The sequence below is a fragment of the Halobacillus halophilus DSM 2266 genome, from assembly GCF_000284515.1.
Taxonomy (GTDB): Bacteria; Bacillota; Bacilli; order Bacillales; family Halobacillaceae; genus Halobacillus; species Halobacillus halophilus.
Genome location: NC_017668.1, coordinates 1110121 through 1130754 on the forward strand (window position 1 = coordinate 1110121; position 20634 = coordinate 1130754).

At 43.3% G+C, this 20634-nt stretch carries 13 protein-coding genes and 1 pseudogene; all 14 read left to right on the plus strand.

Going from position 1 to position 20634, the window contains the following annotated elements:
• The first annotated feature begins 213 nt into the window (after positions 1-213).
• The 14 genes and pseudogenes from HBHAL_RS05510 (at position 214) to HBHAL_RS05580 (ending at position 20582) form a co-directional block, all read left to right on the plus strand.
• Positions 214-3033: a 2-oxoglutarate dehydrogenase E1 component gene (locus tag HBHAL_RS05510; RefSeq protein WP_051005630.1), complete on the plus strand. Its 2820-nt coding sequence runs from the start codon at positions 214-216 to the stop codon at positions 3031-3033.
• Entirely contained in the window at positions 3020-4366 is a 1347-nt protein-coding gene (gene odhB, locus HBHAL_RS05515) for a 2-oxoglutarate dehydrogenase complex dihydrolipoyllysine-residue succinyltransferase (RefSeq protein ID WP_014642356.1), read from the plus strand. The genes HBHAL_RS05510 and odhB overlap by 14 nt, the downstream gene beginning before the upstream one ends.
• A gap of 111 nt (positions 4367-4477) precedes the next feature.
• Entirely contained in the window at positions 4478-4768 is a 291-nt protein-coding gene (locus tag HBHAL_RS05520; protein WP_014642357.1) for a hypothetical protein, read from the plus strand.
• 27 nt (positions 4769-4795) lie between these two features.
• The gene (gene yidC / locus HBHAL_RS05525) at positions 4796-5527 is read left to right on the plus strand and encodes a membrane protein insertase YidC (protein WP_014642358.1); all 732 of its coding nucleotides are present in this window, start codon (positions 4796-4798) and stop codon (positions 5525-5527) included.
• Between the two features lie 168 nt (positions 5528-5695).
• Complete coding sequence (gene yhbH, locus HBHAL_RS05530; RefSeq protein ID WP_014642359.1) at positions 5696-6859, plus strand: sporulation protein YhbH; 1164 nt, start codon at positions 5696-5698, stop codon at positions 6857-6859.
• An 852-nt stretch (positions 6860-7711) separates the two neighbouring features.
• The gene (gene helD, locus HBHAL_RS05535; protein ID WP_014642360.1) at positions 7712-10039 is read left to right on the plus strand and encodes an RNA polymerase recycling motor HelD; all 2328 of its coding nucleotides are present in this window, start codon (positions 7712-7714) and stop codon (positions 10037-10039) included.
• Positions 10040-10154: 115 nt separating this feature from the next.
• A complete protein-coding gene (locus tag HBHAL_RS05540) occupies positions 10155-11666 on the plus strand; it encodes a potassium/proton antiporter (RefSeq protein WP_014642361.1) in 1512 nt (503 codons plus the stop codon).
• A 222-nt stretch (positions 11667-11888) separates the two neighbouring features.
• Entirely contained in the window at positions 11889-12701 is an 813-nt protein-coding gene (gene proC, locus HBHAL_RS05545) for a pyrroline-5-carboxylate reductase (protein ID WP_014642362.1), read from the plus strand.
• 113 nt (positions 12702-12814) lie between these two features.
• Entirely contained in the window at positions 12815-13294 is a 480-nt protein-coding gene (locus HBHAL_RS05550; protein ID WP_014642363.1) for a PH domain-containing protein, read from the plus strand.
• The gene (locus tag HBHAL_RS05555) at positions 13287-14762 is read left to right on the plus strand and encodes a PH domain-containing protein (protein WP_041601569.1); all 1476 of its coding nucleotides are present in this window, start codon (positions 13287-13289) and stop codon (positions 14760-14762) included. The genes HBHAL_RS05550 and HBHAL_RS05555 overlap by 8 nt, the downstream gene beginning before the upstream one ends.
• 130 nt (positions 14763-14892) lie before the next feature.
• Entirely contained in the window at positions 14893-16185 is a 1293-nt protein-coding gene (locus HBHAL_RS05560) for an NCS2 family permease (protein ID WP_014642365.1), read from the plus strand.
• A gap of 665 nt (positions 16186-16850) precedes the next feature.
• Positions 16851-18386 (plus strand): spore germination protein, encoded by a 1536-nt coding sequence (locus tag HBHAL_RS05565; protein ID WP_014642366.1) that lies wholly within the window; start codon positions 16851-16853, stop codon positions 18384-18386.
• Positions 18361-19467 (plus strand): annotated as a pseudogene (locus tag HBHAL_RS05570) (GerAB/ArcD/ProY family transporter). Before HBHAL_RS05565 ends, HBHAL_RS05570 begins: the two are co-directional and overlap by 26 nt.
• Complete coding sequence (locus HBHAL_RS05580) at positions 19464-20582, plus strand: Ger(x)C family spore germination protein (RefSeq protein ID WP_014642368.1); 1119 nt, start codon at positions 19464-19466, stop codon at positions 20580-20582. The pseudogene HBHAL_RS05570 and the gene HBHAL_RS05580 overlap by 4 nt, the downstream one beginning before the upstream one ends.
• Positions 20583-20634 lie beyond the last annotated feature (52 nt).

Below are 20634 nucleotides of genomic sequence, written 5' to 3' on the forward strand. Positions count from 1 at the left end.
AAGGGTGCGTCTTTCTTGTTATAATGTAAATGTTGGCAATTGAAAAAATAACCGAAATTTGTTGAATACTTATGCGTTTCAATTCTATAATGGTATTTGGACTTGGAAACGTTTACGAAGAAATTAATTACATCCAACAACTACTTGGGGGTATTACACGTGTCTAATTTAGGCTCCAATGAAAGATTCTGGGAAAATTTCCATGGCCCCAATATGGGCTATGTCGAAGAACAGTATGAATTATATGAAGAAGACCCTGAAGCTGTCGATCCTTCTTTAAAAGAGGTATTCGATGAGCACGGGGCACCTGAATGGATGAAAGAGGGGGACACACAAAACACCAGTGCTTCTCATACATCAGAAGTAGATATCGCAAAGGTTACCTCAGCACTGAAACTTGTTGAGGCTATTCGTCGTCATGGTCACCTGCAGGCTAATATTTATTCGGTAGGAAGCGATGAGCGCCCGAGTACCAACCTGTTGGATATTGAAACCTATGGTCTTACTGAAAAAGACTTAGAGAACATTCCGGCTAAGTGGGTATGGCCGGATTCACCGCTGCGACTTGATAATGCCCTGCAGGTCGTCAAGACGTTAAAAGAAAAATATGCTGGCACTACTTCTTTTGAATTTGGGCATGTGAATAATGAAGAAGAGCGCAAATGGCTCCTGGACAAGGTCGATACTGGTTCCTTTCATGTCTCCTTTTCCAATGAAGAAAAGAAGCAGCTTCTGCGGCGTTTAGCCCAAGTGGAAGGTTTCGAAAACTTTTTGGCTAAGACATTCGTTGCACAGAAACGTTTCTCCATCGAGGGTCTGGACGTTATGGTTCCGATGTTGGATCACATGATTCAGTCGGCTTCTAACGATAAGATCAAAAATATTATGATGGGTATGGCACACAGAGGGCGCTTGAATGTGCTCGCTCACACGCTAGGAAAGCCTTACGATCGAATTTTCTCTGAATTCCATCATTCTCCTGATAAAGAGCTGATCCCTTCTGAAGGCTCTACAGGGATCAACTATGGCTGGACCGGAGATGTGAAGTATCACTTCGGTGCGCGGAGAGAGGTCGGAAATGGCGAACAGTCAGCAACCCGAGTGACATTGAGTCACAACCCTTCCCATCTTGAATACGTAAATCCTGTAGTGGAAGGCTTCACGAGAGCAGCTCAAGACGACCGCTCTAACCCTGGATATGCAGAGATGGATGAAGACGAAGCGTTTGGTGTGCTCATTCATGGAGATGCTGCGTTTATCGGAGAAGGGGTCGTGGCCGAGACCTTGAATATGAGCGATCTGCCCGGGTACCGCACAGGCGGCACGCTTCATATTATTGCCAATAACCTGGTCGGCTTCACAACGAATCGTGAAAAAGGGCGCTCCACCCGTTACGCAAGCGACTTGGCTAAAGGTTTTGAAATTCCAATCGTCCACGTAAATGCGGATGATCCTCTTGCGTGTATGTCAGCCATGGCATTTGCTTATGAATATCGTCAGACATTCCATAAAGACATCTTAATCGACTTAGTTGGTTATCGTCGTTTCGGACATAATGAGATGGATGAACCTCGTGCTACTCAGCCTCGTCTTTATAGTGAAATTGATGAGCATCCGACGGTGGCTGCTATTTATGAAGAGCAGCTTCGTAAAGATTCCGTCGTTGAAGAAGGCACGCTTAATGATATGAAAAATGAAATTGAAAATGAAATGCGTAACGTGTACAACAACATGAGTGAACATGAAACAACCACTCCTGATGTGAAAGAGCGCCCAAGCGGGGTTGAACGAACCCTGGATGAAATTGAAACAGCTGTTGATATAGATCGTCTGCGCTCCTTAAATGAAGGAATGCTCGAACGTCCAGAAGGTTTCAATGGATTTAAGAAGCTGGAAAAAATTCTCCAGCGCCGCAGTAAAATGCTTGAAGATGGTCAAAAAGTAGACTGGGCTACTGCAGAAGCCCTGGCTTTTGCATCAATACTTGAGGATGGAAGACCGATTCGTATTACGGGTCAGGATACAGAGCGGGGGACGTTTGCTCACCGCCATATGGTCCTTCATGATGTGGAGACAGGAGAAACCTATTGTCCGCTTCACGGCTTAGAGCAGGCAAATGCATCGTTTGATATTCATAACAGTCCACTCTCAGAGGCCGGAGTGCTTGGTTTTGAATACGGCTACAGTGTCCAGGCCCCAGAAACTTTAGTCCTATGGGAAGCGCAGTTCGGAGACTTTGCTAACGCGGGACAGGTTATTTTCGACCAGTTTGTTGCAGCAGGCCGAGCTAAATGGGGCGAACAATCCAATATGGTATTCCTCCTTCCCCATGGGTATGAAGGACAAGGACCGGAACACTCCAGTGCCCGACTCGAACGCTTCCTGCAGTTAGCTGCAGAGAACAACTGGACGGTAGGCAACGTGACCTCTTCTGCTCAATATTTTCATTTATTGAGGAGACAAGCTGCTATCAGCACGGAAGAGGAAGAACGCCCGCTTGTGTTAATGACACCAAAAAGTCTTCTTCGTAATCAGAGAGTGGCGGTTGAAGGTAAATACTTTAGTGAAGGTAAGTTCCAGCCAATCATGAGACAGCCGGGGCTGACTAAAGAAGATGATAAAGCTAAAGAAAAAGTGAAAACCTTGCTTCTTGGAAGCGGTAAAATTATGGTTGATATAGAAGATACGGTTGAAAAAGCAGAAGATCATTCGTTTGAAACGATCGATGCCGTCCGTATTGAGCAAATCTATCCATTTCCAAAACAAAGGCTAAAAGAAATTCTTGAAACGTACCCGAATTTAGAGGAACTCGTTTGGGTTCAGGAAGAACCTCAGAACATGGGCAGCTGGTACTTTGTAGAAGGAATCTTGCACAAACTGCTTACAGGCAGTCAGATTCACCGTTACGTAGGAAGACCACCTCGTGCGTCGCCTTCTGTAGGTGAACCAAATATTCATAAGACCGAGCAAAATCGTATAATTCATGAAGCGCTACAGATGTCTAAAGGAGGAAAATCAAATGAAGGAAATTAAAGTTCCTGAATTAGCTGAATCCATTACAGAAGGTACGATTGCTGAATGGCTTGTTCAAAAAGGAGATCAGGTTGAGAAAGGTGATCCTATTCTTGAACTCGAGACAGATAAAGTAAACGTCGAAGTAAACGCTGATGCAAGCGGTGTTATTTCGGAACTTCTAAAAGAAGCTGGAGATGACGTAGAAGTAGGGGACGTTATCGCTAAGGTTGATGAAAACGGAGAAGCCGGCGGAAGCTCGGAAGAAGAATCCTCCAGTGAAGAAGAGGAACAAGAAGCTTCTGAGGAGAACAAACAAGCTCAAGAAGATAAAGAGCAACAGCAAGAAACCAAAGAGTCCAAACAACAAGAAGAGTCTAAAGATGATCAGCAGAAAGGCTCCAATGGTGACGACAAAAAAGAAGTCATTGCTACTCCAGCGGCTCGTAAACGAGCGCGTGAGCTTGGAATTAACCTGAGTGAGATTTCTGCGAGAGATCCACTTGGCCGCATCCGTCCGGAAGATGTAGAAGAAGCGGCACAAGGCGGAGGCAAGAAGGAGCAGAAACAGGAACCTAAGCAGGAAGATAAAAAAGAAGCTCCTAAAAAAGAGAAAAAATCAGAACAAAGTAGTGAAAAGACAGAGTTTGAAAAGCCGGTGGAACGAGTTAAAATGTCCCGCCGCCGTCAAACAATTGCGAAGCGTCTCGTAGAGGTACAACAAACTTCCGCGATGCTTACAACGTTCAATGAAGTTGATATGACGAATGTGATGAACCTTAGAAGCCAGCGCAAAGAATCCTTCCAGAAGAAACACGATATTAAACTAGGATTCATGTCTTTCTTTACGAAAGCTGTGGTAGGCGCATTGAAAGAGTTCCCTCTAATCAATGCGGAAATCCAGGGCAATGAAATTGTTATGAAGAAATTCTATGATATTGGTATGGCTGTATCTACGGAAGAAGGCCTCGTTGTTCCAGTTGTCCGCGATGCGGATCGTCTGGATTTCGCAGGAATTGAAAAAGGAATTGCTGACGTGGCAACGAAAGCCCGTAATAAGGAACTTCAGTTGGAAGATCTGCAGGGTGGTTCCTTTACGATTACAAATGGCGGTATTTTCGGCTCCATGCTTTCCACGCCGATCCTGAATTCTCCGCAAGTCGGTATCCTGGGTCTGCACAATATTGAAAAGCGTCCGAAGGTTATGCCGGATGATACCATTCAAGCTCGCCCTATGATGTATATTGCTCTTTCATACGATCACCGGATCGTGGACGGCAAAGAAGCTGTACAGTTCCTGAAGAGAATTAAAGAAATGATTGAAGATCCTTATGATTTATTACTAGAAGGATAAACTGATCACCCGCTGGGAATAATTCCTGGCGGGTTTTTTTGTGAAAAAGTGAAACATTTACGTTAGGATAAACGTATGGTTACGTATTAATTAATAAAAAGGGTTGGAACTATGGCCATTCTAATAGAATTATTTGACGGATCATTCGATTTACTGTTCTTGTCTTTATATATCACATTGCTTGCTGGAATAGCTTTTGAATCCATGTGGACTCATATGGTTTCAGGAAGTTCTTTATGGCTGCAATCGCGTCATGTTTTCCTGCAGAAGGATACAAAAGCATTCTCGCTGCAAGAAACATCTGTTTCAATCACTCATGGATTGATTCATTGGATACAACGGACAGTAGCCAGAAAAGAAGACGATGGAGACGATGATCATTACCTCTTTGTTCGTGCGTGAAGATACGAATAAAGAGGAGGACTACTATTGAAAAAATGGATAAGTTTATTCTTGATCAGCACCATTTCTTTAACGGGATGTGCACCGAAGGAAAGCGGTGAAGGGTTCTTCAGCCAATACTTTGTTGAGCCCTTTATTGAGGCGATTACCTTCATTGCAGAGTTATTTGGAGAAAATTATGGCATAGCGATTATTTTGATTACCCTCGCGCTTAGAGTGGTTATTATGCCGTTCATGTTAAAAACATTTAAAAATAGTCAGGACATGCGTGGAAAAATGGATGCGGTGAAACCTGAGCTGAATGATCTTCAAAGCCGATTAAAGCAAGCATCCAGCCAGGAGGATAAGCAAAAGATACAGAGCGAAATGATGGAATTGTACCGGACCCATGAAATTAACCCGCTAAACACGGGATGTCTGCCGATCGTCTTACAGATTCCGATCTTTGCTGGAATCTATTATGCGATTCGAAGCTCGGAAGAAATCGCAACCCATTCATTCTTATGGTTTGATTTGGGGCAGACAGATCTAACCATGGCTGTTATTGCAGGTGTTCTTTATTTCATCCAATACAGAGTGTCTCTTATTGGAATGCCGGAAGAACAACGAAAGCAGATGAAGTGGATGGGCCTGTTATCTCCCGTCATGATTCTGTTTATATCCATTTCCTCGCCCTCAGCTCTGCCTCTCTATTGGGCAGCAGGAGGAGCTTTTCTTGTGATTCAAACAGTGATTTCCAAAAAACTTTATACAACCTGAAGGTGACAAGTAAAGTTCTGTACAGTTGCTGTGCAGGGCTTTTTTTCTTGCAGATTACTCTAAAACCAGGCTAAATAATCAAAAAATTCACACATATTTTATTATGTTTCATCCATTTACGTGGACCTGCATACGATAGAGTAATACTCGGTTAGGAGGGAGAAAAACATGGATGAAGAGAAGAGTTTCGTAATCGCCGAAGACGACTGGTCCCTCCATCGGAAAGGCTACGACGATCAGAGGCGACATCAGGAAAAAGTTAAGGATGCGATGAATAAACAATTGCCAGATTTGATTACCGAAGAAAATATTGTAATGTCGAATGGAAGACGTGTCGTCAAGATACCAATACGTTCGCTTGATGAATATAAAATTCGTTACAATCATGAGAAGAACAAGCATGCAGGACAAGGCGATGGGGATAGCGAAATCGGTGATGTGGTAGCTCAGGCGCCGCAATCCAAAGGAAAGCCCGGTCAAGGAGAAGGAGCCGGCGATCAAGCTGGCGAGGATTTCTATGAAGCTGAAATTTCACTAGCAGAGCTGGAGGAGGCATTTTTCAAAGAGCTGACGCTGCCGAACCTGGATGAAAAAGAGAAGGATAACATTATTCAGACAGACATTGAATTTAGTGATATCCGTAAAACAGGTTTAACAGGTAATATTGATAAGAAAAGAACAATGCTTGAAGCTTATAAGCGGAACGCTCTTGGAGGGGAAGCTTCGTTTAACCCCATATTCCCAGAAGATATACGCTATAAAACCTGGAATGACAAAACGAAACCTGAATCAAAAGCGGTTGTTATTGCGATGATGGATACGAGTGGTTCCATGGGTCAGTGGGAAAAGTACATGGCCAGAAGCTTCTTTTTCTGGATGAACCGCTTCTTAAGCAAAAATTATGAGACAGTGGATGTAGAATTCGTAGCTCACCATACGCAGGCAAAAGTGGTTAGTGAAGAAGATTTCTTTTCTAAAGGGGAAAGCGGAGGAACAATTTGTTCGTCAGCCTACCGGAAAGCACTGGAGTTAATTGAAACTAAGTACTCACCGGATCGTTATAATATCTATCCGTTCCACTTTTCAGATGGGGATAATTTAACGTCTGATAACAAGCGTTGTTTAGCTTTAATTGAAGAGCTTCTTGAGGTTTCTCAGATGTTCGGATATGGAGAAGTCAACCAGTATAATCGGTCATCTAGTTTGATGCAGGCGTACAAAGCGATTGACCACCCTAAATTCCGTTATTATATTTTGAGAAGAAAAGCAGATGTATTTCATGCGATGAAACAATTTTTTAGCGAAGCCAGTCCAGAAGAAGTCGTGAATTAAAAAAAGAGCCAGGTAAAGGCTAATCCTTACCTGGCTCTTTTGATTGTGCCTCTGTACAACTTTCGATTGTACTAGGGGTAGAGGCATAGTAGAATTATTTTTATATATAAGTTGAGCTGCACGAATAACTGAACCGCTTCTTCAGATACAAGAAGCCGAAACATAAACACACCCCCCAACGTGTTATATCTGGTCATCTAACATAGGATGCTTATCGCGCTAAAGGGCCGTATAGTTGAAGACTCAGTTTCGAGACATTGGTTTGCCGTGAAGGTCCTGCGGGGGACGATTTCGCTTTCCGTGGGCATGTGCTGAGCCTCCTCAAGCTTCGCTTTCCGGGGTCTCACCGATCATGTTTATCCCACAGGAGTCTTCATCGTCCCCCTCCGGACCTTACTAAATCAGAATCTCGAAACCACATTAAACATCACCTGCTTGATGAGGCCTTAGACCATGTGGTTTTCTACCTATTCTCAGGATGTAAAGATCCGCAATAGTCTGTCACAAAAGCATTTCTTAAAGATGAAGAAGGAGAACCTTTCTGTTCTAGAAGGTCCGTTCGCAGTATTATAGTTGGGTTGGTGGGGAAATGATGAGACTCCCATGGGAGAAGGAACTAGGTGAGATCCCGCAGGGAGTGAAACGAGCGAGGAAGCTCACCGTTCCCCCATAGGAAAGCGAGTTATTTCCCCACCAGCCCTCTTCCAAATATAGTAATGGACCCAATTTATCTCGAAACTGAGTCTTCAACAAACGGGAGCTATTCTGAAATTATGAACAAGAAAATAGAGCAGGGGTTCTTGGGCTGCTCTGATAATAGTTTGTTTTGTGCACGTGAGAGGAGTGGATAGGATGGATGAGAATCACGATGAATGGCAGAAAGAAGAGAAAAGAATAGAGAATATTAAACGAATCTTATCAGAGAAAAAAAATGAATTAATCGAAAATAACAAAGAATTGATGGGAGATATACTGGAACTGCGTCAAGGGTTTTGGGACGATGTTACCGTCAATATGGATGAACCCGACGAAGCCATTGAAACGTACGCAAGTATTAAACAGCAAGCTGAACTATTGTCAGAGCGGGAGAGAAGCTACGGACAGTTTCATAAACTGGTGAAGCTTTACGCGCGTCAGGAGGATTCTCCCTATTTCGGAAGAATCGATTTCCAGGAAGAAGACGGGGAGATAGAGTCTATATATATCGGCATTGGTTCATTGATGGATAAGAATAAAGAAGACTTCCTGATTTATGATTGGCGGGCACCTGTATCGAGCATGTACTACGACTATGCTCCCGGCCCGGTTCAATATGAAACCCCTGTGGGTGAAGTGACAGGGGAGATGAAGCTGAAGAGACAATTCATTATCCGCCGTGGCTCACTTCAAGGTATGTTCGATACAGGACTCACTATTGGAGACGAACTGCTCCAGCACGTACTTGGCGGAAATGCCACCTCCCATATGAAAAGTATAGTAGCTACGATTCAAAAAGAACAAAATCAAATTATACGATATGATAAGAATAAAATGCTGATTGTTCAGGGAGCAGCAGGAAGCGGAAAGACCTCAGCGGCCATGCAGCGCATTGCTTATCTGCTCTATCGATACCGTACGTCTATAAGTGCAGATCAAATTTTATTATTCTCACCCAACCACATGTTTATCAGTTACGTGGCTTCAGTTCTTCCTGAGCTTGGGGAGGATAACATGCGGCAAGTAACATTCCAGGAGTATGCAGCTGGACGTCTGGATCGAGATTTTGAGCTGGAAAGTCCATTTGAGCAGCTGGAATACTTGTTGTCTGATCGAGACAGCCAGAGGCTTCAGAGAAGAGTGGCAGCGATTCGTTTCAAATCAGCATTGGATTATAAGAATTTGCTGGATGATTACGTAAAAGGATTAACTGAGAAAGGGATGAAGTTTAGGAACATTACCTTTCGAGGACAAACAATTGTAAGGGCTGAAGAGATTCACCATTACTTTTATAAACTCACAGGCCGTATTCCAAACCGGATAGAAAGCGTCAAAGTGTGGCTGCTTGATCAATTGGATGCTTTCCAATTAAAAGAACAGGATAAAGATTGGCCGGTGGAAGAAGCAGCTTTTTTAGCCAAGCATGAATATGTTGAGGCGTTTAATGAACTTGAGGAGCATCAAGGATTTAACGAAGATACTTTCGATGATTTTGCTAGAGAGCAGAAGCTGCTTGTAAAGAGAATCGTGGAGAGAAAAATGCGGCCACTAAAAAGAAAGATAGAGAAGTTAAAGTTTATTAAGCTGAGAAGGCTGTATGAACAGATGTTTGATATGCTATCTTGTCCTGCAGAGTTGAGTGAAGAAGAGTGGAAAGATATTTGCCTCGAAACAAAAAAAGCGCTGAACAAAAAACACTTATATGCTGAGGATGTTACCCCTTATCTGTACTTACAGGATCAAATTGAGGGCAGAAGTGTAAATACAGTTATCCGACATCTCTTTATTGATGAGGCGCAGGATTATTCACCGTTTCAAATTGAGTTCATCAAGCAATTATTTCCGAATGCACGCTTCAACCTGCTAGGCGATTATAACCAGGCGATTCATAATCTTTATACTAAAGCTCCGAGTTTATTGGAAGAAGGAGAAGAATTAGAAGAAGATAGGAAGGTGGAACATTTGTATTTAATGCGAAGTTACCGTTCCACTAAACCGATTGTTGAATTCACGAAGCATCTGCTACCTGATGGGGAAAAGATTGAAGCATTTAATCGCGAGGGGCAGAAGCCGCGTGTCCATAAGGAAGACAACGAGGATGAACTTATCAAGTCTATACGGGAAACCATACTAAGCAGGCAGAAAGAAGGTCACGAAACCATTGCTCTTCTGACCCGAACGAAGCAGGAGGCGAAAGAATTACATGCGCGCATAGGCGAGAGTTTCGCGGCCCGGTTGATTTATAAAGAATCACAATCCTTTGAAAAAGGTATTCTTATTCTTCCTGGATATTTAGCCAAAGGAATTGAATTTGATGCTGTGATGTTACCAGAAGTGTCCAATGCGACTTATAATAAAGAGGAAGAACGGAAACTATTATATACAGCAGCAACAAGAGCGATGCACGAATTGGATTTATTTTATACCGGAGTGATGAGTCCATTGCTTCAATCGGTATCTGAGGATTTGTATGAGATAAAATGAACAACAGCTTCTGCGTTGCAGAGGCTGTTTGTTTCGATAAGGTGAATTAGTAGGGGACGGAGGCGTTGTATTGCTATAATGAACGATAGATGTAATGGAATAAAGGAGATTAACAATGATACAGGAACTGCTTCAGTCGGACAAGTTTATTATGCTAGTAGCTTTACTATTAATTACAAGTATTCTCGTAACGAAGTTCTCAACAAGACTCGGCGTCCCTTCTCTTGTCTTATTTATTGCCGTAGGAATGCTGGTGGGGAGCGATGGGCTCGGGTTAATTTATTTCGATAGTGCTGAAGTGGCACAGCTTGTCGGTGTATTTGCCTTAATTATCATTTTATTTGAAGGTGGTATGCAGACAAAATGGAATAATATACAGCCAGTGATTGGCCCGTCGGTTACTCTTGCAACTATTGGGGTACTGCTTACCACAGGACTGGTTGGTGTAGCGGCAAGGTACATATTAGGCTTAGACTGGGTAGAAGCCATGCTGCTCGGTGCGATCATTGGATCCACGGATGCGGCGGCAGTATTTGCGGTGTTAAAAGGGAAAAATGTAAGAGACAGACTGGAGGCTACACTCGAAGCCGAATCGGGTACGAATGACCCAATGGCTGTGTTTTTAACCATTACGTTCATTCAGATTTTAACCACGGGAGAAACGGAGATTCTTCCATTGATTGGATCCTTCTTCTGGCAGATGGGAGCAGGACTTATCATTGGTGCTCTCGTTGGTTACGCCGGAAGCTTCAGCTTAAACCGAATTAATCTTGATTCCAGTGGACTCTATCCTTTATTTGCACTTGGATTTGCTTTTTTAGCTTACAGTGCGAGTTCGCTCGCGCAGGCGAGCGGGTTGTTAGCAGTGTATGTAGCAGCCGTATTTATAGGAAATGCAGAGTTAGCGTATCGTTACTCGATCCTGCGTTTCCACGAAGGGTTTGGGTGGATGGCCCAAATTGTGATGTTTATTATACTCGGGCTGTTTGTGTTCCCGACCGAAGTCTTTACGCTTTCGGTTATGATCGATGGGCTGCTTATTGCTCTGGCTCTGATTTTAATTGCCCGTCCGCTGGCCACATTTATCAGTCTAGCCTTCTTCTCCTTTAGTATAAAGGAGAAATTGTTTCTATCGTGGGCAGGACTGAGAGGAGCTGTTCCCATTGTACTGGCGATTTTTCCGATGCTTGCTGGCGTAGAGAATAGTCAGTTGATTTTTAATGTTGTCTTTTTTACTGTACTGACTTCCACTCTCTTTCAGGGCTCATCGATTACATGGGTAGCCGAGCGCTTTAAGCTGGTTTCAGACAAGCTTACCAATCCAATTCATTCCCTGGAATTGATTTCAATCGGAAAAGCAAACGTGGAATTAATGGAATTTGATGTAATGGAAAATAATCAGGTAGTAGGGCAGACGCTTGAGCATATCGAACTGCCGGATCGCGCTTTAATTAATGCAATCATAAGGGAAGGTGATGTGATCACCCCATACGGGCAAACTGAAATAAAAGCAGGAGATACTTTGTATATCATGGTGTCACGAAGCAGTAAGAAGGAAGTGAAGAAATTATTGCAGGCAGTTAAGCCTGGAGAGGGCGCTGTGAACCACGAAAAAAGCCGAGCTTAAGGCAGCTCGGCTTTTCTCGTAGCAGCTATGATATTTTTGGTCGTTCGCTATGATATGAAGAATACAATTCTAATTATAGGTAACTTGTACGCATTTGTAAACCTTTTCCCCATAAAACATGAAATATTTACTAGTTATTTACATAAATTAAATCGAATCAGATCGACAATTGTTATGTAAGAAATAATCCTATACAATGGAGAGAATAAGGAGGAATGCCCGGTGGATAAAAAAATAGGATTTATTGGCTGCGGACAGATGGGACAAGCTATGATCCAGGGAATGATTGATGCGAAACTGTTGAAAGCGGAAAGCATAGCAGCAACCGCTCTCTCGGATGAAACCATCGACTTTGTCTCAGATGAATATGGAATTCACATATCAAATGACAACAAGCAGCTTGCACGTGAAAGCGATTTATTATTTCTAGCTATTAAACCTTACATTTATCATGGAGTTATTCAGGAAATAAAGGATGAAGTTCCTCCGGACACCGTTATTGTTACGATTGCAGCGGGAATTACACTGGATGCAATCAAAGAAGCATTCGGCCGCAATGTTAAGGTTATTCGTTCGATGCCTAATACGCCTTCTCTTGTCGGAGCAGGAATGAGCGTGTTATGTCCCAATGATTTCGTTACAGAAGAAGAATTAGCGGATGTAATGGAAGTCTTTGAAAGTTTCGGGGAAGCAGAAATTATTGAAGAAAAACTAATGGATGCGGTTCCTGCGATTAGCGGTTCTTCTCCAGCCTTTGTTTACATGTTTATTGAAGCGATGGCTGACACAGCTGTTCAGCAGGGCTTTCCTAGAGATAAAGCCTATAAAATTGCCTCTCAGGCTGTCCAGGGGGCGGCGAAGATGGTTAAAGAAACTGGCAGACATCCAGGTGAGTTGAAAGATGCGGTGTGCACCCCTGGGGGCGTAACGATTGCAGGAGTGACAGAACTCGAGCATTCCGGCATGCGCAGTTCAATTATTCAGGCAATGGAAGCTTGTACGAAGAAGTCGAGAGAATTATCAAAAGGTGAATAGACTTCTCAGAAGCCAGATATGACATGCTTGTCGTGTCTGGCTTTTTTTAAGGATACGAAACTTTTAGATTAACTCTTTCGTATCTAAGGTAGATGATGGAGGAGGTATGGTTTATGTGGAGAGAACCGGCACAGCGGATTTCTGAACGAGCGCTGTCCTTATGGCGGGTCTACGGAGCTATCCAGGCAGGCGTGACACTTCTTGTCAGTATAGCAGTCGGAGGCGCCGTCTATTTCTGGGGGTGGCCTGAATGGCTGCTTGCGATTGCAGCTGGGATTATATTAATGGAGTTGATTCTCTCGGTATGGTTAATACCTGACCTGAGGTGGAAACGTTGGCGGTATGAAGTGACAGAACAGGATATTGAGCTTCAGCACGGAATTTTTATCATTCAGAGAACACTCGTGCCGATGGTCCGTGTTCAGCATGTGGATACGGAACAGGGGCCGTTACTTAGAAAATATCGTCTGTCAACGATCAGCATTTCGACAGCGGCAACGGTACATAAAATTCCTGCTCTTGATGAACAGGAGGCAGAGGAACTTAGACGTTCGATATCTTCTTTAGCAAGGGTGGCTGAGGATGATGTATGAACCCAAGCGACTTCACCCAGTATCTGCGGTTATTAATTTTGTAAAAGGATTAAAAGATTCTGCTCTTCCTATTATCGCGCTCATCTTCCTGAACGGTAATATATTCAGTGGGGAAGTAGAGTGGATCCCTCTTTTAATAACGGTCGGTTTTCTGCTATTAGTGTTAGGCGGAGGGATAATCCGTTGGCTCCGTTTCACTTATAGAGTAGAGCAGGGAGAACTGAGGATTGAGCATGGTTTAATTCTAAGGAAAAAGCGTTATATTCCTTTTCATCGTATCCAAAGCCTGGATTTCTCTGAAGGGATCTTTCACCGTCCTTTTAACCTGGTGAAGGTATCCATTGAAACAGCCGGCTCAAGTGATCTTCAGAAAGCAGAGGCAGAACTTACGGCGATCAAGCGAGAAGATGCTGATGAATTAGAAACTATTATTTCAAGAGAAAAAAACAAGCGTACCATTGAGGAAGAAGGCATGGAAGAAGACCGTGTGGTTTCTTCCAGGGAAAAGGTATATGAGATGAAAATGAGAGACATTGTTGTAATGGCTATTACTTCAGGAGGAGCCGGAGTCGTGTTATCAGGAGTGGGAGTGTTTGCCTCCCAGATTACAGAAGTTCTGCCGCTGGGCACGATTTATGATGAGTTCCTTGCCTGGCTTCGCATCGGAGTTCTGGTAGTCGCATTCGCTGCATTTGTTATTTTGTTGATTGCCTATGGCATATCGATCCTGCTCACCATATTCCGCTATGCAAACTTCAGCGTTTTTCTTGATGCGGATGACCTGGTGATTACACGGGGATGGCTTGAGAAAAAACAAATGACTATTCCTTTAAACCGGATTCAAGGTCTTAGAATTGATGAGAATTTAATCCGGCAGCCGCTTGGCTATGCCTCGGTCACGCTGGTTAGTGCAGGTGGAGCCATGCAGCAAGGTGCCGAGCATCAGCTTCGACTTCTTCCATTGATTAAAAAGAAAGAGATCGAAAAAGTATTGCATCAGATGATTAGTGATTATGAGCTGGACGTAGAGTGGAATCGGCCGCCGACCAGATCTAAACGCCGCTATATGCTTCGTCATTCGTGGTTCGCCTGGGTGGCTGTCATTCCGCTAAGTATTTACCTATTCCCATATGGCCTGCTCGCGATCATCGCTGCGCTTGCGTTTACAGGTATAGGTTTCCTAGCCTATAAAGATGCGGGGTGGAACTTGTCTGATCAGCAATTGACGCTGAAGAGCCGCTTCATTAATAAGCAGACGTTTGTTATGAAAAGGAAACGGATCCAGTCGTCTGCCGTTACTCAGACCATCCTTCAGAAGCGGGTGGATCTGGAAAGTATACGTGTAACTTTGAAATCGGGTGTCGGTGGGGCCGTTGCACGCTGTCTTTATTTAGATCAGCAAGACACCCGGCAGATGATGGACTGGTATCGTCCGAATGACACAGTTGAAAAAAGGTCTGACCTCTAGGTTCAGACCTTTTTTATATGCATTTCCTATTAAAACACGAACATTAAAGTTAAAACCATTGATTTTTGTTCGTTTTCATCTTATGATTAGAAACGTTGTGATTTTACATGCGAGACAGGGGATTTAAAAAATGAAGAAATTATTTAAATTAGAAGAAAACCATACGAATGTAAAAACTGAATTATTAGCTGGGGTTACCACGTTTCTCACGATGGTCTATATCGTAGTGGTGAATCCGGGAATATTGGAAGCGGCTGGTGTGCCATTCGAACAAGTATTCATGGCGACGATAATAGCTGCTATTGTCGGAACATTAATCATGGCCTTTGCGGCCAACTATCCGATTGCCATCGCTCCTGGCATGGGGATGAACGCTTATTTCGTAACGGAGGTCATTCAACAGGATGTTAGTTACTCCGTCATCCTTGGGACTGTGTTTTTAGCAGGTATTCTCTTTGTCATTCTTAGTCTGACAAAACTTCGTGAAACCTTAATTACCGCTATACCTGCTTCCTTAAAATATGGAATTACATCAGGAATTGGTTTATTTATTGCCTTTTTAGGGCTTCGCATGTCAGGGATCATCGTAGCAAGTGAAGAAACGCTCGTGACGCTTGGAGATCTGACTGCCCCGGGTACATTGTTGACCATTGGTGGTTTGTTCATCACCTTGATCCTTATTGCCCGTAACGTTACAGGTGGATTATTTGTAGGAATGGTGATTACCGCAGTGGTTGGATACTTTACAGGTCAACTTGAGATCGGTGGAGTCATGTCTGTACCGCCAACTCCTGTATTCTGGGATATGGATATTGCCGGAGTATTCACCAATAGTTTATATACGGTTATTTTTGCGTTCTTGCTCGTTACGATTTTTGATACGACAGGTACCATGGTTGGGGTCGCTGAGCAGGCCGGGTTCATACGTAAAGATGGCAGTCTGCCCCGGGCAAGAGCAGCGTTGATGGCTGATGCTTCCGCAACTACAGTGGGCGCCATGTTCGGAACCAGTCCATCATCTGCTTACATTGAATCTTCCTCCGGAGTGGCTGCGGGCGGAAGGACTGGCCTGACAACAGTAGTTGTCGCTGGTTTATTCCTGCTTTCCATGTTCTTTGCCCCGCTTGTTGGAGCTGTTTCAGGACTTCCTGCAATTACAGCACCGGTACTGATTATCGTCGGGTGTTTTATGATGGAAGGTCTGGCTAAAGTAAACTGGACATCCTTTGATGATGCCTTCCCTGCTTTTATTATTATTCTGACTATGCCGCTGACGTCCAGTATAGCTACTGGGATTGCGCTTGGATTCATTACGTATCCTGTTTTGAAACTGGTTATGGGGAAAGGAAAACAAGTACACTGGATTCTCTATGTGTTTGCAGTCATCTTTATCCTGCAAATGACCTTTTTCCCAGGGCATTAAAGAAATCTGCTATTAACTCTCCAGGTTGATGTTCCAGTATAGCTCCCTTTTCTGTAATACTCAGTTTCGAGATAACTCGGGTCCGTTGCCGAAAAAACGGTGAGGGCGGCTACGGAAACAACTCGTCTTGTTCCATCACCCAGACACTCGAGACATAAGCCGCTCATCAACGGATTGAAAAACCACAATCTTTTTGATGGTCGGCTTATGCTGGTCGTGTCTTTCGGGGTGATTCCACATTTGAACACTTTCCTACGGGGGAACTGGCAAGCCTCCTCAGTCGTTTTCACTCCTTGTGGGGTCTCGCCTAGCTCCTTCTCCCGTGGGAGTCTCGTCGTTTCCTTCGCCGCCCCAAACGATAGCTGATGAGCGGACCCTGCTATAGGAGTAAGGAGTCATGCTGCATCTGCCTCAAATGTTTCTATAACAGGGTTCCTACACGTAAACACACGTGAAAACCAGTGTGGATCTCGTTCCCTGGAGCCCCTTTCTCCAGACAATATCTCGAAACTGAGTCTTCCACAATCCGGCCCTATACTTTAATAAGCATTTTATGAAAATCACCAACCAGGTGGACGGTTATGCGTTCATCTGGTTTTTTTGTGTAATGGAAAATTTGTATAAGGACTGCCTTTATGTGGAAGCCTAATTGCAGGTGATGCTAAATGGGATTTCTAAGAAAATTACTAGGAAATAGAGATAAAATTGAGGATTCGAGCAATAAAGGTCAAGACCAACAACCAAAACAACCGAGCTCTAAAAAATTGTCGGAAAACGTAGAGTATCTATTAAATGAATTTAAGAGAACCGATGATTTGAAAATAAGAGCCATGAATAATGGACAGGCGGTTCTTATGTACTTTGAGCCACTTGTGGATCAGGAGAAAATCCAGCAGAATATTTTTACCCCTCTTGAAATGGGGCATGTCGAACATATATCAGAAATCCCGAACGCCAGAAGCTCTGAAAATCTGGAAGAGATGATTCCTACGCTGCTGCGCGGCCACGCAATTTATATGGAAAATGGTTGTTCCACCATCACACGTTTTAATGTGACTTCGGTGTTTAACCGAAACGTGGAAGAACCTCAAAATGAAAAAATCGTGCGTGGTTCGCATGATGGATTTATTGAAAATCTAATGATTAATTTGAACCTTGTTCGGAAGAAGGTTGAACACCGTGATCTGGTGGTCAAATATTTCAAGGTTGGAAAGAAAACGAATACCAATATTGCCATCGTTTATATGGATGGGATTGCGGATCCGGAGATTATTCAAAAGATGGAGAAACGTATTAAATCGATCAGTGTGGACATGATTCAGAGTCCTGGGTATCTAGAGGAATTCATTGAGGATAATCCGTATTCTCCTTTTCCACAGATGCTGAATACAGAACGTCCTGATCGGGTTGTAGCTAATATTATGGAAGGCCGCATTGCTCTGATGGCTGAAGGCAGCCCGACGGCATTAATTGCACCTTCGACATTTTTTATGTTTTATCAGGCTTCAGATGACTATAATGCCAGATGGTACACGGGTACTTTTGTCCGACTTGTCCGGCTTGCGAGTTTTATCATAGCGATTGGAATGCCAGCTTTTTATATTGCTATTATCAGCTTTCACTATGAAGTGCTCCCAGATGAACTGCTGCTCCCTGTAAAAAGCTCCATCAATGAAATTGCTTATCCTCCGTTACTGGAGGCCTTAATTATGGTCGTCATTATTGAATTAATACGAGAATCAGGGATCCGGCTTCCGTCGCCTGTTGGACAGACGATAGGGATTGTGGGAGGTCTTGTAATCGGGGACGCTGTTGTACGGGCAGGACTTGTATCCAATTTGATGGTTATCGTAGTGGCTCTGACAGCGATTGCCTCATATGTAGTTCCTTCGAACGAATTAAGTACCACCCTGAGGTTGATGACCTTTCCATTGATTTTCCTGGCCGGTACGTTTGGTTTCGTAGGAATTGTGTTTGGCTTCCTATTTTTAACGATCCATTTAACCAGACTGGAATCTTTTGGAGTTCCTTACTTTGCACCAGTAGCGCCGCTGAATATTAGCGACTTGAAAGACACCTTTGTCAGGCTTCCTTTGTTTATGATGAAGAAGCGGCCAAAAGATGCCCATCCGTTACAAGAAAAAGCTATGGGGGAGTCAAGAGAGTGGGTGCAGCATGAGCAAGACAACACTGAAAACTAAATTGTCCCGCCGCCAATATTTCTTTATAATCGTTCAAACAGAAATTGGCGTCGGGATTCTGTCCCTGCCCTATGATCTCCATTCCAAGGCTAAGCAGGATGGCTGGATTTCGCTCTTAATCGGGGGGGTGCTGCTGCAAATCGTGCTGTTGGTTATTTGGCTGATTGCCAGGCGGTACCCGGATAAAGACTTCTTTCAGATTAATGAGGCCGTGTTTTCCAAATGGATTGGAAAAGGGATTTCTTTGTTGTATGTTGCGTACTTTTCCATGGTTGCCATGGTTATTCTTTTGCTGTTTGTGCGCCTCATTAGTCTCTGGGTTCTTCCACAGACTCCGTTCTGGATCCTGGCACTCTTGATGATCCTAGTGTGTTTATATTTAGCATCTGGGGGCCTCAACACGTTGGCGAGGTTTTATACGTTCGTCTCCATTTTCCTATTTTTTCTTATAGGTCTTGTACTTTATTCCTTAAAAGACTCGCAGTTTTTGTTTCTATTTCCGGTCCTGAATTCTGGCTGGATGCCTGTGATTAAAGGAGCAAATGAAGCGGTTCTATCATTTTTTGGGTTTATTATCAGCCTGGTTATTTACTCGAAGGTAGAAGGCAGCCCGGCTCAACGACTGAGAACCATTTTTTATGCCCACTGGTTCGTCGTTTTGTTTTATCTATTCACAGTCCTTGTAAGTTTTACATTCTTTAGTCCGGTCGAAATGAGTTTTATACAGGAGCCTCTGCTTTATATGCTGAAGTCGTTTTAATTTTCGGTTGTCGCAAGACTAGATCTTTTCTTCTTATCTATTTGGATCGTGAATGTAGCTACTACCTTGACCACCTATGTGTACATGACTGGCGTGGGGCTCATGGATGTTTTCGGGACTAAAAAAACCACCCCCTCTTACATGATTGCTTCACTCCTCATATTGGTTCCGCCTATGTTTATTGGATACAACATGGAAACGGTAGATCAATTTAATAACTTTGTCGTGTGGCTTGGCTATATCTTTTCGGTAGCTTTCCTTTTTCTTATCTATTTTATCAGCCTAATCAGGGGGAGTTTACAGAAAGGAGGATCACCATGAAGAGGAAATCGATATGCATCTTAACATGTCTTGTGTTATTAACCGGCTGTTGGGATACGCGACAATTTAAAGATGTAAAACTGGTACTCTCGATTGGGTACGATCAAAATGAAGACGGAACTCTTACAGAGACCGTTTCCATTCCAACCGTAAAAAGAAGTACAGAAGGTCCAACCAGCGAAACGATTCAAATTCTTACAACGGAAGGTAAAACTCCCAGGGAGGCTAGGGACCATACGGACCAGATGATAGCTAACACATTTGATCCTTCCAAAGCCAAAGTAATATTAATGGGAGAAGAATTAGCTGAAAATTCGATTCAGCCGATTTTTGACCAGTTTTATCGTAATCCTAACAACAATTTAAATGCCTATATCGCCGTGGTGGAAGGAAAAGCAGAGGACGCGATTCGGATGACTCCTATCAATGAATCCAGTGTAAGTAAGTATATTAGTGGTCTCCTGGAAGGACAGGTCGCGGCAACTCACTCTACTGGAGAGAATATCGAAGTTCTGCATGGGGAACTGCTCGAGCCGGGAATCGATTTCGCGGTGCCTCTGTTAAGTGTAGACACAGAACAGAATCTATTGAACTTTCAAGGTCTGGCTTTGTTTCATAAGGATGCTTATACTGGTAAATTTATCCCAAATCATCAAACAACTCTGCTTATGTTATTGGAGGGAATAAGAGGTAAGATCGCTAGCTTTACCTTAAAGGTAACCGACGAAGAGGAAAATGCGATAAGAAACTACCTTACCTTCCGGGTGATGAGGAACAAGCAGGATATGAAAGTAAAGGTAGAAAACGATCAAGTTACGGCTGATATTACTATGAAACTTAAGGTAAGAGTTGTTGAATATCCAAGAGACCACTTAACCTCTAAGAAAACAATTAAAGAGCTAAATAAGAAATTGTCAGATCTGCTGACCGAACAGGCTGAGGGAATAATAGCCACTGTGCAAGAGGCTAACAGTGATGTTTTCCAAATCGGACGACATGTGCATTCATACCACCCCGATTATTGGGGAAAAGTTAAATGGGAAGAAGAGTTTCCTAATATTACGATCACTCCAAAAGTGGAAGTGGATATTGTTCAATATGGCGTAATTAGTTAACTTGAGCTAAAACGAATCTTTGAACTTATGGGGATTAACTAAGTGGAAGTTT

Excerpts from the sequence above, each read along its gene's own strand:
- HBHAL_RS05560 (WP_014642365.1), top strand. The coding sequence starts at position 14,893 with ATGAAGAAATTATTTAAATTAGAAGAAAACCATACGAATGTAAAAACT.
- HBHAL_RS05520 (WP_014642357.1), top strand. The coding sequence starts at position 4,478 with ATGGCCATTCTAATAGAATTATTTGACGGATCATTCGATTTACTGTTC.
- HBHAL_RS05555 (WP_041601569.1), top strand. The coding sequence starts at position 13,287 with ATGTATGAACCCAAGCGACTTCACCCAGTATCTGCGGTTATTAATTTT.
- HBHAL_RS05580 (WP_014642368.1), top strand. The coding sequence starts at position 19,464 with ATGAAGAGGAAATCGATATGCATCTTAACATGTCTTGTGTTATTAACC.
- odhB (WP_014642356.1), top strand. The coding sequence starts at position 3,020 with ATGAAGGAAATTAAAGTTCCTGAATTAGCTGAATCCATTACAGAAGGT.
- yhbH (WP_014642359.1), top strand. The coding sequence starts at position 5,696 with ATGGATGAAGAGAAGAGTTTCGTAATCGCCGAAGACGACTGGTCCCTC.
- HBHAL_RS05565 (WP_014642366.1), top strand. The coding sequence starts at position 16,851 with ATGGGATTTCTAAGAAAATTACTAGGAAATAGAGATAAAATTGAGGAT.
- HBHAL_RS05540 (WP_014642361.1), top strand. The coding sequence starts at position 10,155 with ATGATACAGGAACTGCTTCAGTCGGACAAGTTTATTATGCTAGTAGCT.
- helD (WP_014642360.1), top strand. The coding sequence starts at position 7,712 with ATGGATGAGAATCACGATGAATGGCAGAAAGAAGAGAAAAGAATAGAG.
- HBHAL_RS05510 (WP_051005630.1), top strand. The coding sequence starts at position 214 with ATGGGCTATGTCGAAGAACAGTATGAATTATATGAAGAAGACCCTGAA.
- HBHAL_RS05550 (WP_014642363.1), top strand. The coding sequence starts at position 12,815 with ATGTGGAGAGAACCGGCACAGCGGATTTCTGAACGAGCGCTGTCCTTA.